Source organism: Actinomadura rupiterrae, from assembly GCF_024172125.1.
In the GTDB taxonomy this organism is placed as follows: Bacteria; Actinomycetota; Actinomycetes; order Streptosporangiales; family Streptosporangiaceae; genus Spirillospora; species Spirillospora rupiterrae.
In genome coordinates this window covers 817,400-832,151 of sequence record NZ_JAMZEA010000005.1, presented here as the reverse complement: position 1 = coordinate 832,151, position 14,752 = coordinate 817,400, and the positions used below count along the sequence as shown (strand labels likewise).

The 14,752-nt window shown below is 70.6% G+C and carries 13 protein-coding genes; 5 read left to right on the top strand and 8 right to left on the bottom strand.

The window, feature by feature from the left end; translation table 11 throughout:
• Positions 1-207: 207 nt before the first annotated feature.
• On the bottom strand, positions 208-1,113 hold the full coding sequence (locus tag FHU30_RS20620; protein WP_253877950.1) for an LLM class flavin-dependent oxidoreductase: 906 nt from the start codon (positions 1,111-1,113) through the stop codon (positions 208-210).
• Between the two features lie 88 nt (positions 1,114-1,201).
• On the opposite strand from FHU30_RS20620, the gene FHU30_RS20615 reads away from it, so the two are divergent.
• The 4 genes from FHU30_RS20615 to FHU30_RS20600 all read left to right on the top strand — a co-directional run bounded on the left by FHU30_RS20615 (position 1,202) and on the right by FHU30_RS20600 (position 5,600).
• On the top strand, positions 1,202-1,654 hold the full coding sequence (locus FHU30_RS20615) for a MarR family winged helix-turn-helix transcriptional regulator (RefSeq protein ID WP_253877948.1): 453 nt from the start codon (positions 1,202-1,204) through the stop codon (positions 1,652-1,654).
• Between the two features lie 9 nt (positions 1,655-1,663).
• Positions 1,664-1,885 carry a hypothetical protein gene (locus tag FHU30_RS20610; RefSeq protein WP_253877946.1) on the top strand — a complete coding sequence of 74 codons (222 nt, stop codon included), beginning with the start codon at positions 1,664-1,666 and terminating at the stop codon, positions 1,883-1,885.
• An 886-nt stretch (positions 1,886-2,771) separates the two neighbouring features.
• Entirely contained in the window at positions 2,772-4,391 is a 1,620-nt protein-coding gene (rny, locus tag FHU30_RS20605; protein WP_253877945.1) for a ribonuclease Y, read from the top strand.
• Positions 4,392-4,643: 252 nt separating this feature from the next.
• Complete coding sequence (locus FHU30_RS20600; RefSeq protein ID WP_253877943.1) at positions 4,644-5,600, top strand: trypsin-like serine peptidase; 957 nt, start codon at positions 4,644-4,646, stop codon at positions 5,598-5,600.
• Positions 5,601-5,842: 242 nt separating this feature from the next.
• On the opposite strand, the gene FHU30_RS20595 is transcribed toward FHU30_RS20600, so the two are convergent.
• The 6 genes from FHU30_RS20595 to FHU30_RS20570 all read right to left on the bottom strand — a co-directional run bounded on the left by FHU30_RS20595 (position 5,843) and on the right by FHU30_RS20570 (position 12,530).
• Complete coding sequence (locus tag FHU30_RS20595; protein WP_253877941.1) at positions 5,843-7,810, bottom strand: S9 family peptidase; 1,968 nt, start codon at positions 7,808-7,810, stop codon at positions 5,843-5,845.
• A gap of 88 nt (positions 7,811-7,898) precedes the next feature.
• A complete protein-coding gene (locus tag FHU30_RS20590; RefSeq protein ID WP_253877939.1) occupies positions 7,899-9,032 on the bottom strand; it encodes an NAD(P)-binding domain-containing protein in 1,134 nt (377 codons plus the stop codon).
• 91 nt (positions 9,033-9,123) lie between these two features.
• Complete coding sequence (locus tag FHU30_RS20585; RefSeq protein ID WP_253877937.1) at positions 9,124-10,086, bottom strand: amino acid ABC transporter permease; 963 nt, start codon at positions 10,084-10,086, stop codon at positions 9,124-9,126.
• Positions 10,083-10,760, bottom strand: a complete 678-nt coding sequence (locus FHU30_RS20580) for an amino acid ABC transporter permease (protein ID WP_253877935.1) — start codon at positions 10,758-10,760, stop codon at positions 10,083-10,085. The genes FHU30_RS20585 and FHU30_RS20580 overlap by 4 nt, the downstream gene beginning before the upstream one ends.
• Before the next feature lie 84 nt (positions 10,761-10,844).
• The gene (locus FHU30_RS20575; RefSeq protein WP_253877933.1) at positions 10,845-11,678 is read right to left on the bottom strand and encodes a glutamate ABC transporter substrate-binding protein; all 834 of its coding nucleotides are present in this window, start codon (positions 11,676-11,678) and stop codon (positions 10,845-10,847) included.
• A gap of 69 nt (positions 11,679-11,747) precedes the next feature.
• Positions 11,748-12,530, bottom strand: coding sequence for an amino acid ABC transporter ATP-binding protein (locus FHU30_RS20570; protein ID WP_253877931.1), 783 nt, complete (start codon positions 12,528-12,530; stop codon positions 11,748-11,750).
• 221 nt (positions 12,531-12,751) lie between these two features.
• Between FHU30_RS20570 and miaB the strand changes: the two genes are divergently transcribed.
• Entirely contained in the window at positions 12,752-14,290 is a 1,539-nt protein-coding gene (gene miaB, locus FHU30_RS20565; protein WP_253877929.1) for a tRNA (N6-isopentenyl adenosine(37)-C2)-methylthiotransferase MiaB, read from the top strand.
• A 162-nt stretch (positions 14,291-14,452) separates the two neighbouring features.
• On the opposite strand, the gene FHU30_RS20560 is transcribed toward miaB, so the two are convergent.
• Entirely contained in the window at positions 14,453-14,728 is a 276-nt protein-coding gene (locus tag FHU30_RS20560) for an antitoxin (protein ID WP_253877926.1), read from the bottom strand.
• Positions 14,729-14,752: the final 24 nt, after the last annotated feature.

Sequence of the window (14,752 nt, the reverse complement as noted above, 5' to 3'; positions counted from 1 at the left end):
AGCCGGCGCGTGGTGCGCCCGCCCGCGTGGCGTGCTGTGCTCCGCGGGTCGGGCGTGCTCATCCTGCCGGGTGGGGTGTGGCGCGCTTTTTCCCGCATGCGGGTGCCGCGCCGCGCTCTGTGCGCGGCGTCGCGCGAGGCGCTCTGTACCCGCACGCTTGCGTTTGCAGGGTGGGCTTCGTGGGTGATTGTGCTTAGGGCGGTGGGGTTAGGGGGTTTGGGTGGGGTGGATTACTTGCTTGGTTAGGAGGGTGGCGGCGTTCGGGGGGTAGGGGGTGCGAAGGCCCAGGACGATGTGGGTGACGCCGATGTCGATGAGGGCGCGGACGGTGGCTCGGGCGGCGGGGAGGTCGTCGTAGGAGACGAGGATCTGCGTTGAGCGGGTGATCTCGGCGGGGTCGCGGCCGATGGCGGCGCAATGGGCGTCGAGGACGCGGGCGCGCTCGGCGATGTGGGAGACCGGGTTGTGTGGCGGGCCCGGAATGTTCCAGATGTCGGCGTGCGCGGCGACGAGGCCGAGGACGCGGTCGCCCCAGCCGCCGATGAGGAGCGGCGGGCCGGACGGGCGGACCGGACGCGGGTTGTTGCGGGTGCCGCGCAGGGTGGTGTGCGGGCCGTCGAAGTCGAAGACGTCCTCGGTCCACATGCGCTTGAGGATGTCGATGGTCTCGGCGAGGCGGGAGACGCCCTCGCCGGGGGATACCAGGGGGAGGCCGTAGGCGGCGTACTCGGCGAGGGCCGGGTTGGGGCCCGCGACGCCGCCCGCGCCGTCCGGTTGGTGGGTGCCGCCGACGCCGAGGCCCATGATGAGCCGCCCGCCGGAGATGACGTCCACGGTCGTGGCGATCTTGCCGAGGACGGCCGGCCGCCGCATCCGGTTGTTGGTGACCAGCATGCCGAGCCCGACGCGTTCGGTGCGGGCGGCCAGGGCGGACAGCAGCGTCCAGCCCTCGAAGGCCGCGCCGTCGCGCGGGCCGGCGGGGGGGAGCAGGTGGTCCCAGAGCCAGCAGTCGGCGATCTCGGGGATGTCGTCCGCCTCCTCCCAGACGCGCAGGATGTCGTCGTATCCGACGTGGGCCGGGCTGGTCTTGAGGCCGAACCTGATCTCGGTCATGGGCGCGTGCTCCTGGATCGGAAGGGGAGCGTCAGACTAGCTGATCGTCAGTCGATCTGACGATCTGTCGCGAGGTAGATTTTCGGGCATGGCGGAATCGGGATCGCGGGCAACCGGGGACGTGCTCACCCAACGCCTCGGCTACCTGCTGAAACACGTCCAGGCGCGGCTCGCCGAAGAGTCCGCGCGGGCGCTGGAGCCGTTCGGCGTGAGCGGCCGGGAGCTCGCCGTCCTCGCGGTGCTCGGCGAGGACCGGCCGATCTCGCAGCTGGAGGGCGCGGGCAAGCTCGGCGTCGACCGGACGACCATGGTCGCGCTGGTGGACCGGCTCGAACGGGACGGGCTGGTCGAGCGCCGCCGCAGCGAGCTCGACCGGCGCAAGAACGTCGTCGCGCTGACCGAGCGCGGCGAGGACCTGCTGCGCCGCGCCGAGGACGCCCGCCGCCGCATGGAGCGCGAGTTCCTCGCCCCGCTCGGGGGCGCGGAGGCCGAGTGGTTCCTGCGCGCGCTCCGGCTGCTGCTGGCGGACGACTCGCGCTAGTTTGAGGCGATGAGCGATGAAACACCGCAGGACGCCCCGAAAGAGCTGAAGATCTACTCGAAGCGGACGCGCACCGCGGACGGCCGGACGTACTACGACAACGTCGAGGCCGAGTCGCTGGAGGACGCGTACCGCAGGTACGGGAAGAGCGCCTTCGAGAACGCCGAGATCGACATCGTCCTCGCGGACGCGTGGGACATCGACATGGGCGAGCGCGGCCTCAGCCACTGACCTCGGACGCGACACGCCGGGGGAGGTCCGGGCCGGTCCGGTGCCCTCCGTGTCGCGCCAGGTGAGCGGGCGGGCGTCGGTAGGGGACTGGCGACGCGTGTCCGGAATGCCCCGGGTTTCCTTGCTCATTACCTGGATGCCGCTTACCGTTACGGCAGTGAGGAGTTACTCCGCGCACCAGCGGATTGCCATACGACTGAGCACGTTCTAGCAGGCGAGAGGCAGGAGGGGGAGCGACCGGAACCGGTCCGGAACGGGATCGGCCGGCCCGGCGCCGCCACCGGCGGCGGCTGGGCGTTGTCGTGTACCCGACGGTCCGCCCGGGTGCGGGTAGGTCCTCGCGAGGCAGGGCTCCAGAACCCCGTCAGGGGCCCGCGGGCGAGGAAGGATTCGGCCTCGTGACTCCACCCGCGAGTGGCCATGCGGACCGTCCGTCCGCCCGCCCGCGCGGATGGACGCCGCCTCGCCTGCCCGCCGGCCGGTCGCCTGAACGGCCGTCCGGACGGACCCTCTCCCGCGGCCGGACGGGTCGCCGTCCTGCCGCTTTCCCCCTTGCGCACCCCGACGCCACCCGTGCCGCGGCCCTGCCCGGCACCGGACGGCGGCGGGGTGTCGGTGCTTCCCGACCAGATAGCGGTGATCATTATGCGTGCCGTGGGTTTGTCGATAGTCGTGGACCGGCGACGCGTCCCCGGGCGGAGCAGCCCGGCGGACGCGGCCGTGTGCAGCCCGGCGGACGAGACCGGAAGCAGCCCGGTGGACGCGGCCGGGTGCAGCTCGGTGGACGTGGCCGGCGTGCGGACAGACGCGGAACGCGGAGGCCGGCGATGAGGGGCGGGCGGGGCGTTGCGGCCAACCGTCCGGTCTCGTCCGCGAGGAGGCGCTGATGGGTACGGCGCTGACCGGCGCGGCGCTGCTGGTGGCCCTGGTCGCGCTGGTGATCGTGGTGTTGCGGCGGCCGGGCGGCGGCGGTCCGGCCCCCGGGCGGCCCGACCCGGAGGAGACCGAGCGGGCCCGGGACGGCGCGGAGGAGATCCGCCGCACCGCGCGGGACGAGGCGGACGAGATCCGCCGGACGGCCCGGGACGACGCGCGCGACATCCTCGCCAAGGCCGAGAAGCAGGCGGAGAAGCACGCCGGCGCGGCCCGCGCCGAGCTGGAGGAGGAGGCCAGGGAGCTGCGCGAGGACCTCCGGACGCTCCGCGAGGACCTGGAGCGCCGCGAGTCCCGCCTGGCCGAGCGCGAGCAGCGCCTGGACGGCGAGGTGCGCCGCCTGGAGGAGTGGTCCGGCCGCCTGAACGAGACCAAGAAGGCCCTGGAGGCCCGCAAGCAGGAGCTGGCGAAGCTGGACGACGAGCGCCGCGCCGTCCTGGAGCAGGCGGCCGGGCTGACCGCCGAGCAGGCCAAGGCGGAGCTGGTCGCGGCGATCGAGAACCAGGCCAAGCGGGAGGCCGTCCCGATCACCCGGGAGATCGAGAACTCCGCCCGGGCGGAGGGCGACAAGCGCGCCCGCAAGATCGTCACGCTGGCCATCCAGCGGGTCGCGAGCGAGCAGACGGCCGAGTCGGTGGTCAGCGTCCTGCACCTGCCCGGGGACGAGATGAAGGGCCGGATCATCGGCCGCGAGGGCCGCAACATCCGCGCCTTCGAGTCCACCACCGGGGTCAACCTGATCATCGACGACACGCCCGAGGCGGTGCTGCTGAGCTGCTTCGACCCGGTGCGCCGGGAGGTGGCGCGGCTGACGCTGGAGAAGCTGGTGCTGGACGGCCGGATCCACCCGTCCCGCATCGAGGAGGTGTACGAGCGCAGCAAGGCCGACGTGGAGCAGCTGTGCGTGCGGTCCGGCGAGGACGCGCTCGTCGAGCTGGGCGTGACCGAGATGCACCCGGAGCTGATCGCGCTGCTCGGGCAGTTGCGGTACCGCACGTCCTACGGGCAGAACGTGCTGAAGCACCTGGTGGAGTCGGCGCACATCGCCGGGATCATGGCGCACGAGCTGCGGCTCCCGGCGGACCTGGTGAAGCGCGGCACGCTGCTGCACGACATCGGCAAGGCGCTGACGCACGAGGTGGAGGGCAGCCACGCGCTGATCGGCGCGGAGATCGCCCGCCGCTACGGCGAGCACGAGGACGTCGTGCACGCGATCGAGGCGCACCACAACGAGGTCGAGGTGCGGACGGTCGAGGCGGTCATCACGCAGGCGGCGGACGCGATCAGCGGCAGCCGCCCGGGCGCCCGCCGCGAGTCGCTGGAGGCGTACGTCAAGCGGCTGGAGCGGCTGGAGCAGATCGCCCGGGAGAAGCACGAGGGCGTGGAGAAGGTGTTCGCCATGCAGGCGGGCCGCGAGATCCGGGTGATGGTGCGGCCGGACACGGTGGACGACATCCAGGCCCAGGTGATCGCGCGCGACATCGCCAAGCAGGTGGAGGACGAACTGACCTATCCCGGCCAGATCCGGGTGACGGTCGTCCGCGAGTCCCGCGCTACTGAGTTCGCCCGCTGACTCAGTCCGCTCAGGGGTCCGGTCCGGGGCGTCCGGACCCCTGAGCGGCAGCGGGAGCCGTGCTCGCAGCGGGTTTCGGACGTTCCGTCCGCGCCGGGGAGGGCGTCCGTTGAGGGAGCGCCCCAAATGACGGCATACAGCGGGTCTATCCCGGGTCCTCCCGTCCGGACGATCATGATCCACCGGCCAAGTTTCGGACCAGAGTGATCATTCGCGTTGTGGCGTGACGGAAGAGTCGGTATTTTCGGGCGAATGCGAAAGGGTCGGATGCGGGTTACCTATGCGGTCGTTGCGGTCACGGGCGTCACAGCGGTCACCGCGGGCGGGGTGCTGATCAGCCAGGGGCACGCGAAGTCGCACACGGTGGCGGACACGTCCGCCAGCCTCCAGATCAGCTCGGTGGACGCCCAGGACGCCGAGAAGTACTGGACGCCGCAGCGGCTCGCATCGGCTACCCCGGTGGGCGGCCCGAAGGCGGCCGCGCCGACGGCGCCCTCGGCGGTGGGGCCGCAGATGGGCGAGCGGAGCGTGACGGCGCAGAGCGTGCCGAAGTCCAGCACGTTCGGCGGCATCCCCACGCTCGGCGCGGTGTTCTTCAACAACGGGAACGGCAACCACTACTGCACGGCCAGCGTCATCCACAGCTACTCGCAGAGCCTGCTGCTCACCGCGGCGCACTGCATCCACGGCGGACGCGGCGGCGGCTACGCCAAGAACGTCGCGTTCGTGCCGAAGTTCGACAGCGGCAAGCGCCCCTACGGCATCTGGACGGCGAAGACGCTGGTGGTCGACCGGCGCTGGGCGTCCAACAGCGACCCGGACCTCGACTACGGGTTCATCGGCGTGTGGCCGCGCGGCGGCCGCAAGATCGAGCAGGTCGTCGGCTACAACAAGCTCGCCATCAACCAGGGCATGAGCAACTGGGTGAACGTCGCGGGCTACCCCAGCCGCAGCAACCGCCCGATCTACTGCAAGACCCACACCGCCCGGCAGTGGAAGTACCAGGTCCGCATGGACTGCACCGGCTTCTACGGCGGCACCAGCGGCAGCCCGTGGCTGCTCTGGTACAACAGCCGGTCCCACACCGGATACGTCAACGGCGTCATCGGCGGCTACCAGGAAGGCGGCAGCGTCTCCTGGCGGTCCTACTCGCCGTACTTCGACGGCGACGTCTACAACCTCCGCAAGGCGGCCGACGCCCGCGCCTGAGCGAAAACCACAGAAAACTGCGGCGCGCCCTCGGGCGCGCCGCAGTTTCGTATTTCGGAAAACGTCTAGGGCCTGTTTCGAAGTGGCCTCGGCCACGCGCGCGAACGCGTGACCAGCGCGGTGCCGCGACGCCGGAGGCGAGCGGCACCGCGCTGATCGCGAAGCGATGCCGCGTTCGCCCAGGCACGGTCACGGAGCGAGCCGCTAGGCGAGCGCAGTGGGCCGGGACTTTGAAACACAGCCTAGTCGAGCTCAATGGGCGGGACGCCGTGCGGCTCGAAACCGAGGGTCGCCCCATAGAAGGCCAGCTCGGACTCCAGGCACTTGATGACCGTCTCGGCGCGCCGGAAGCCGTGCGACTCGCCCTCGAACGTCAGGTAGGCGTGCGGCACCTTCCGCTCGGCCAGCGCCTCGGCGAACCGGGCGGACTGGTCGGCGGGGACGATCGGGTCGTCCAGGCCCTGGAGCAGCAGCACCGGGCAGGACGCCTTGTCGGCGTGCCCGAGCGGCGACCGCTCCTCGTACGCGCGCTCGAATCCGGGCAGGGGCCCGATCAGCCCGAACAGGTAGTGCGACTCGAAGTCGTGCGTGGCGGCGGCGAACGACGCCAGGTCGCTGATGCCGAAGTAGGACGTCCCGGCGGCGAACAGGTCGGTGGTGGTGACCGAGGCGAGGGTCGTCCAGCCGCCCGCGCTGCCGCCGCGGATCGCCATCCGCTTCGGGGCGGCGATGCCGCGGTCGATGAGGGCCTGCGCGGCGGCGACGGCGTCCTCGACGTCCACGACACCCCACTGGCGGCGCAGCCGCTCCCGGTAGGCGCGCCCGTAACCGGCCGAACCGCCGTAGTTGACCTCGATGACGCCGATGCCGCGGCTGGTGAAGTACGCCCGCTCCAGGTCCAGCGTGCTGGACGCGCGTCCGGTCGGTCCGCCGTGCACGAACACCACGAACGGCGGCTTCTCGCCGGCCGGGCCCTCGGCCTCGGGGTTGGACGGCGGGAACACCAGCGCGTGCACCACCCGCCCGAACTTGCCGTCCAGGCGCTCGGCGCGCGGCAGCGACAGGTAGGCGGCGTTCGGCGGCTCGGCCAGCTCGCGGCGGAGGCTCTCGGCCCTGCCCGTCGCGATGTCCACCTTCACGACCGAGGTCGGCACCTCGGGCGCGCCCGCGATGCCGAGCACCGTGGACCCGGACACCGACAGCGCCGGACGCCAGTCGGTGTAGGGGAGATCGAGATCGGTGAGCTCCAGCGTCTCCGGGTCGTAGATGCCGAGCCGCTGGTCGCCCTCGCCATGCAGGACGGCCAGCCGCCCGTCCTCCAGGAGCGCGTAAGGCTTCCCGCCGAGCGTCCATAGCGGCGCAGCGAACTCTTCCTCGGCCGGGTAAAGCGCCTGGGGCGACTCGCCGTGCAGGCCGACCTGGTAGATGTTCCACCAGCCGGGCCAGTCGGAGATGACGTAAAGGGTCTCGTCGTTCGCCCACAGCGGCGCGAGCGCCGATTCGGTCAGGCCGCCCTTGACGGTGCGCGGTGCGACGACCTCGCCGTCCTCAAGGGCGGCTACGCGCAGCTCCGTACCGTCCCACGGCATACGCGGGTGGCTCCACTGCACCCACGCCAGATGCCCGCCCCCGGGGGACGGTGTAGGCGAGGCGTAGAAATCGGCCCCGGTGACCAGCTCGTGGATAGCGGAAGCGTCTTCAGCGGCCGTCCCGTCCAGCGGGACTCCGACGATCGCGCGCCGGATGCCGTCCGGGGTGTGGCCCTCGCAGACGCACCAGATCTGGGTCCCGTCGGGGGAGAGCACGTAGTCGGCGTAGCGCAGCCCGCCCGGCTCGGCCGGCTCCGGCGTCAGCGGGCGCGGCTTCGGCTCCTCCACGTCGGCCGGGTCGAACAGGTAGAGCCGCTGGTCCTCGTAGTTGGAGAACACGATCGCGTGACCGCCGCCGGACGGCACCGGCAGGTACGACCGCCCGCCGTACTCGTGCACGCGCGTTCGGGCGTCGAAGGGGGCCTGGAGCAGCTCGGCGCGGTGGCCCCCGGCGAGGTGGACGACCGTCGTCCGGCCACCCTCCTCGGGCCGGGTCTCCTGCCACCACACGTCGTCGCCCGCCACGGTGGGGAACCCGATCCGCAGGCGCGCGCGGGCGACGTCGGCGGCGGAGATCGGAGAGGGCCAGGAGCCGTAGGGGAGGGTCGCACGAGCGGTCATATGCGAATCGTCCCGCATCGGGGGATCGGTTGGGGCCATGACGGGGCAGTTGCCGCCGGAAAGATACGAGCCGCTCAGCGGGGAGATCTCAGGCGGCCGGGAAGATCTCCGTCCTCCCGGAGCGACCGGGAGTTTCCGGACGTTCTTCGCCCCGGTTTGCGCCAGTCCGTCCGCCTCCGACCGGGTCCCGCAGGGCTCGGCGGACGGCTCGGGCGGCGGACCGCCCTGCCCGGTTCGCGCCGATCGTGCTTGCGGACGGCCCGTATCCCAGAAGGTGGACGCGCGGATCGTCCGCGACCTGGGTGCCGTCCATGACGATGCCGCCGCCCGGCCCGCGCAGCCCCAGCGGGGCCAGATGCGCCAGCGACGCCCGGAACCCCGTCGCCCACAGGATGACATCGGCGTCGAAGGCCGTCCCGTCCGCCCAGACCACCCCGGACGGCGTGACGCGCTCGAACATCGGCAGCCGATGCAGCACCCCGGAGGCCCGCGCCGCCTTCACCTCGTCCGTCAGCATGAGCCCGGTGACCGAAACGACGCTCCCGGGCGGCAGCCCGCGCCGGACCCGCTCGTCGACCCTCGCGACGGCCGCACGTCCCAGCTCCTCGCCGAACGGCCCCTCGACCCACTCCGGGGCACGCCGGGTCACCCAGCGCGTCTCAGCGGCCACCTCAGCGATCTCCAGGAGCGCCTGCACCCCGGACGCCCCGCCGCCGACGACCACGACCCGCTTCCGGGCGAACCCGTCCGGCCCCCGGTAGTCGTGCGTGTGCAGGTGGCGGCCCCGGAACGTCTCCATCCCGGCATATCGCGGCCAGAACGGCTTCTCCCACGTCCCGGACGCGTTGATCAGGTACCGGACCGCGTACTCGCCCTCGGACGTCGCTACCTGCAACCGTCCGTCCGGCAGGTTCCGCACAGAAGACACGTCCACCGGCCTACGCACGTCCAACCCGAACTCGCGCTCGTACTTGTCGAAGTACTCCGACACGACGTCAGACGCCGGACGCGCCGGATCTGGCGTCCCCAACGGCATACCAGGCAGATCGGCGATCCGGTGCGCCTTCCCTAGGGTCAACGTCGGCCACCGGTACTGCCACGCCCCGCCCGGCCGTGGCGAGTGGTCGAACATCACGAAGTCCAACCCGTCCCGCCGCAGCTGGTACCCGGCCGACAACCCCGCCTGCCCGGCCCCGACGACCGCCACGTCCACCTCGCGCATGCCCCCGAAAACCCCGAAGGGCGCCCCCGGATTCCCGGGAACGCCCTTCGGTGGCGACATCGCGCCGGTGTGCGACCCGGCGTTCGCCGGATCAGTTGGCGGCGGGCCCCTGGTCCATTCCCATCCCAGGAGTGGACGGTGCGTCCGGGGCGAGGCGTGCGCCGGCCGACTTCTTGCTTCGGCGCGAGCGGCCCTCCAGGTAGGTCGCCAGCCGACCCAGGGCGAGATTCATCAGGATGTAGATCACCGCGATGACGATGGCGGCAGGGATGAGGTTGCCGTACTTGCCCGGGAGGGCGCGCAGGCCCTCGTTGAGCAGTTCGTCGTAGGCGATGATGTAGCCGAGGGCCGAGTCCTTCAGCAGGACCACGAGCTGGCTGATGATCGCGGGCAGCATCACCGTCACGGCCTGCGGGACGAGGATCAGCCGCATGACGCCGCTCTTGCGCAGGCCGAGCGCGTAGGCGGCCTCGGACTGGCCGCGTGGCAGCGACTGGATGCCCGACCGGAAGATCTCCGCCAGCACGGAGCCGTTGTAGAGCATCAGGCCGCCGACGACCGCTGTGAACTCCGAGATGTGCGGCGCCTCACGACCGAGCCCGTTGGCGATGGTGGCAGGGCCCTGGAAGATGAAGAAGATCAGCAGGAGCAGCGGGATGGCGCGGAAGAACTCGACGACCGCGGCGCAGGGGACCCGCACCCAGACGTGGTCCGACATGCGTCCGAGCCCGAAGAAGACGCCGAAGAGCAGCGCCAGCACGGCCGCGAGGGCGGCGGCCTTCAGCGTGCCGCCGAGGCCGGGGATGATGTAGTCGGTCCAGGTCTCGACCTTGACGAAGGGCTTCCAGAGCTTCCCTTCGAACTGGCCCTTGTCGTCGAAGCGCCGCAGCACCACGTACAGCAGCGCCAGAAAGACCAGGACGGCGATGCCGGTGACGATGTTGTTGCGGAATCTCGCCCTCGGCCCCGGTGCGTCGAACAGGACCGAGGCATCGGCCTTCCGGCGGGTCCGGCGGGACACGCGGGCAGTGGACTCGGGAGCGGTCGTCGTCACCGGGCCACCGCCAGCCGCTTGCTCAGCCAGGAGACCAGAAGTCCCGAGGGCAGTGTCAGCACCATGAATCCCACCGCGAAGCCCAGGAAGATGGGCAGCGTCGCCCCGTCCTCTTCGAACATCTGCTTCATCTGCGCCGCCATCTCCACATATCCCGCCACCAGCGCGACCGTGGTGTTCTTCATCATCGCGATGAGCACGCTGCCGAGCGGCGCCACCGACGAGCGGAACGCCTGCGGCAGGATGATCATTCGCAGGGACTGGGTGAAGGTGAGCCCGATCGCCCGCGCCGCCTCGGCCTGCCCGAGCGGAACGGTGTTGATCCCGGAGCGCAGCGCCTCGCAGACGAATGCGGCGGTGTAGGCGGACATGCCGAACACGGCCAGCCAGTAGGTGTTGAGCACCTTGTTCAGCCCGAGGGTGTCACCGACTCCGAAGCTCGCGAAGAGCAGGATCAGGGTCAGCGGCGTGTTCCGGAAGGTGTTCACATAGAACGTCCCGAACGCACGCAGCACCGGCGTGGGGGAGACCCGCATGGAAACGAGCAGCGTCCCCAGCGCCAGTGACAGGATCCCCGTCATGAGCGACAGCTTGATCGTCGCCCAGAACGACTGGAGAACCGCGTCCCAGTTTTTGGAGAACGGGCTGAAGTCGAGAAGTACGTCCCAGTTCATCGCGCGTCATCTCCTGACCGGGGCCGTCTCTCAGGAGAGAGACGGCCCCGGTCGGTCGGAGGGTCGTAGGCCAGCCGCAACCGGTCAGCTGCAACCCTGGGCGGCCGGCACGGTGGCGTCGAACGGCAGGCCGCTCTTGCCGAACCACTTGTCCCAGTACTGCTTCATGGAGCCGTCCTTGTACGCGTCGGAGATCGCGTTGTTGACGGCCTCGCAGCCCTTCTTGTCGCCCTTCTTGAGGCCGACGCCGTACTTCTCGTCGGTGAACGGCGCGTTCACGACCTTGAAGGAGCCCGCGTCACGCCCGGCGTACCCGGCGAGGATGGTCGCATCCGTGGAGACCGCGTCGACCGAGCCGCTCTTCAGCTTGGTGACGCACTCCTCGTAGCCCTGCACCGGGACGGTCTTGGCGTCGACCTTGAGGTTCTGCTTGTTGGTGCCGTCGGTGATGTTCTTCCAGGAGTTGGACCCCTGGACGGCGCAGAGCTTCTTGCCCTTCAGGTCGCCCAGGCTCTTGATCGAGGTGTCGTTGGCCCGGACCATGATGTCCTGGTGGGTGACGATGTAGGGGCCGCCGAAGGTCACCTTGGGCAGCCGGGCGGCGGTGATCGAGTAGGTCGCGACGACCATGTCGACGGTGCCGTTCTGGAGGAAGGTCTCGCGGTTGGCGGAGCGCGCCTCCTTGAACTCGACCTTCTTCGCGCCGAGCTTCTTGGCGATGTAGTTCGCCACGTCCACGTCGAAGCCCTCGAAGCCGCTGCCGGAACGCAGGCCGAGGCCCGGCTGGTCGGACTTCACGCCGACGACGAGGGTCTTCTTCCCGTCGACCGTCGACTCTTTCTTGGCGCTACATCCGGACATGGCCATCGACGCCGCGGCCACGACCGCCAGCGCCACCCCGTACTTGCGTACGCGCATTTCTGTCCCCTTTTGGTTGCGGTTGCCTGACGGCCCGAGCGGGTGATTCCCCCGCTCCAAAGGCCTGAATCAGTGGGTGAGGATCTTGGACAGGAAGTCCTTGGCGCGGTCGGTGCGCGCGTTGGTGAAGAACTCGTCCGGAGTGCTCTCCTCGACGATCTGGCCGTCCGCCATGAACACGACCTTCTGCGCCGCGCGGCGGGCGAAGCCCATCTCGTGGGTGACCACGATCATGGTCATGCCCTCCTGGGCCAGGTCGGTCATGACGTCCAGGACCTCCTTGACCATCTCGGGGTCCAGCGCGGAGGTCGGCTCGTCGAACAGCATCACCTTCGGCCGCATCGCCAGCGCGCGGGCGATCGCCGCGCGCTGCTGCTGGCCGCCGGACAGCTGGGCCGGGTACTTGCCGGCCTGGGTGCCGATGCCGACCCGCTCCAGCAGCTCCATCGCGTGCTTCTCGGCCTCGGCCTTGCCCACCTTGCGGACCTTCATCGGCCCGAGCGTGACGTTCTCCAGGATCGTCTTGTGGGCGAACAGGTTGAAGGACTGGAAGACCATGCCGACGTCGGCGCGGAGCCGGGCCAGGTCGCGGCCCTCCTCCGGGAGCTTCTTGCCGTCGATGCGGATCGTCCCGCCGTCGATCGGCTCCAGGCGGTTGATCGACCGGCACAGGGTCGACTTGCCGCCGCCGGACGGGCCGATGATGACCACGACCTCGCCCCGGTTCACGGAGAGGTCGATGTCCTTCAGAACGTGCAGTTCGCCGAAGTGCTTGTTGACGCTTTCGAGCACGACGAGGGGCAGGTCGTCAGAGCTCCCCGCGTCACCAGCTCCCTTGCCGATGTCCACCATGAGCCCGGACTTTACGTGACTCTTATCGACGGGGAAGCCCGGTGGCGGTACCGATCCGGTCACGAATGCCCACGTAACCGCGTGGATGACGGGTTCCCGCGATGATCGTCGTTGCTGGTGGGGCCCGGTGTGTCGGCCGTAACGCGACCGGCCGGTGACCGGACCGTGATCATCCCCGCCGGCGCCGCGCGCCCCGCCCGGCCGACTACCCTGGAACGGTCATGAGTGCGCCTACAGAGACCGGTCCCCGCACGTACGAGATCCGTACCTACGGGTGCCAGATGAACGTCCACGACTCCGAGCGGCTGTCCGGGCTGCTGGAGGACGCCGGCTACGTGCGCGCGGACGGCGGGGAGCCCGACGTCGTGGTGTTCAACACCTGCGCCGTCCGGGAGAACGCCGACAACCGCCTGTACGGCAACCTGGGCCACCTGCGCCCGGTGAAGGACGGCCATCCCGGCATGCAGATCGCCGTCGGCGGCTGCCTCGCGCAGAAGGACCGCGACACCATCGTCAAGCGCGCCCCCTGGGTGGACGTGGTGTTCGGCACGCACAACCTCGGCGCGCTGCCGGTGCTGCTGGAGCGGTCCCGCATCCGGGACGAGGCGCAGGTCGAGATCGAAGAGTCCCTGGTGACCTTCCCGTCGACGCTGCCCACCCGCCGCGAGTCCCCGTACGCGGCGTGGGTGTCGATCTCGGTGGGCTGCAACAACACCTGCACGTTCTGCATCGTCCCGTCCCTGCGCGGCAAGGAGAAGGACCGCCGTCCCGGCGAGATCCTCGCCGAAGTGGAGGCGCTGGTCGCCGACGGCGTCATCGAGGTCACCCTGCTGGGGCAGAACGTGAACGCCTATGGCTCGGGCTTCGGTTCGCTCGCGTCCGCCCCGGACGAGGTGAAGGCGATGACCGAGGGCGGGCAGAGCGCCTTCGCGGGTCTCCTGCGCGCGTGCGGGGGAGTAGAGGGGCTGGAGCGCGTCCGGTTCACCTCTCCTCACCCGAAGGACTTCACCGACGATGTGATCGCGGCCATGGCCGAGACGCCGAACGTCGTGCCGTCCCTGCACATGCCGCTGCAGTCGGGCTCGGACTCCGTCCTGAAGGCGATGCGCCGGTCCTACCGGCAGGAGCGGTACCTCGGGATCATCGAGAAGGTCCGCGCCGCCATGCCGGACGCGGCGATCACCACCGACATCATCGTGGGCTTCCCCGGCGAGACCGAGGAGGACTTCGAGCAGACCCTGCACGTCGTCCGCGAGGCCCGGTTCGCCTCGGCGTTCACCTTCCAGTACTCCAAGCGGCCCGGGACCCCGGCCGCGACGATGGACGGCCAGATCCCCAAGGAGGTCGTCCAGGAGCGGTACGAGCGGCTGGTCGCGCTCCAGGAGGAGATCTCCTGGGCGGAGAACAAGAAGCAGCTCGGCCGCACGCTGGAGGTCCTGGTGGCCGAGGGCGAGGGCCGCAAGGACGATGCGACCCGGCGGCTGTCCGGGCGCGCCGCCGACAACCGGCTCGTCCACTTCGCCGCGCCGGACGAGCCCGTCCGGCCGGGCGACATGGTGACCGTCGAGGTCACCTACGCCGCGCCGCACCACCTCGTGGCCGACAAGTCCTCGTCCGTCCGCCGCACGCGCGCGGGGGACGCCTGGGAGGCCCGCCAGGGCGCGCCCGAGGGCGCCAAGGGCGTCTCCCTGGGCATGCCGTCGATCGGCCGTCCCGCGGCTGCGGCCCAGGAACCGTCCGCCTGCTCCACCTGCCCGTAACGGGCCCACGGCCTGCCGCCGCGCGGGCCCCAAGGGCGCGGGGTAGGGGCCGCGACTCCTAGGACATGCGTCTAGGGCGTCCCAGACCGTGCTGGGACGCCCTGGTGACGCTTGTGGCGGCTTGGCCGCCGGTCAGGGCGGTTCTTTCGGCGACAGGCCGGATCAGGCCCCGGACGCGCCGTCCTGGCGGTTCTGCTGCTCGCCCTGCCCGGGCTGCTGCGAGGCGTCCTGGCCCTGGCCGGAGGCCTGCCGGCCCTCCTGGCCCTGGCCCTCGGGCTTGTCGATGTACTGCTTGGCCCGGTCCTGGGCCTTGTCGACCTTGTCGGCGTACTTGCCGCCCGTCTTCTCGTCGATCTTGTCCCCGGCCTTGTCCACCGCGCTCTTGGCGCTGTCGGCGTGCTGGCCGAGCATTTCCTTCACCTTGTCGAGGATCGACATCGAGAACCTCCCCCAGCTCGTCCG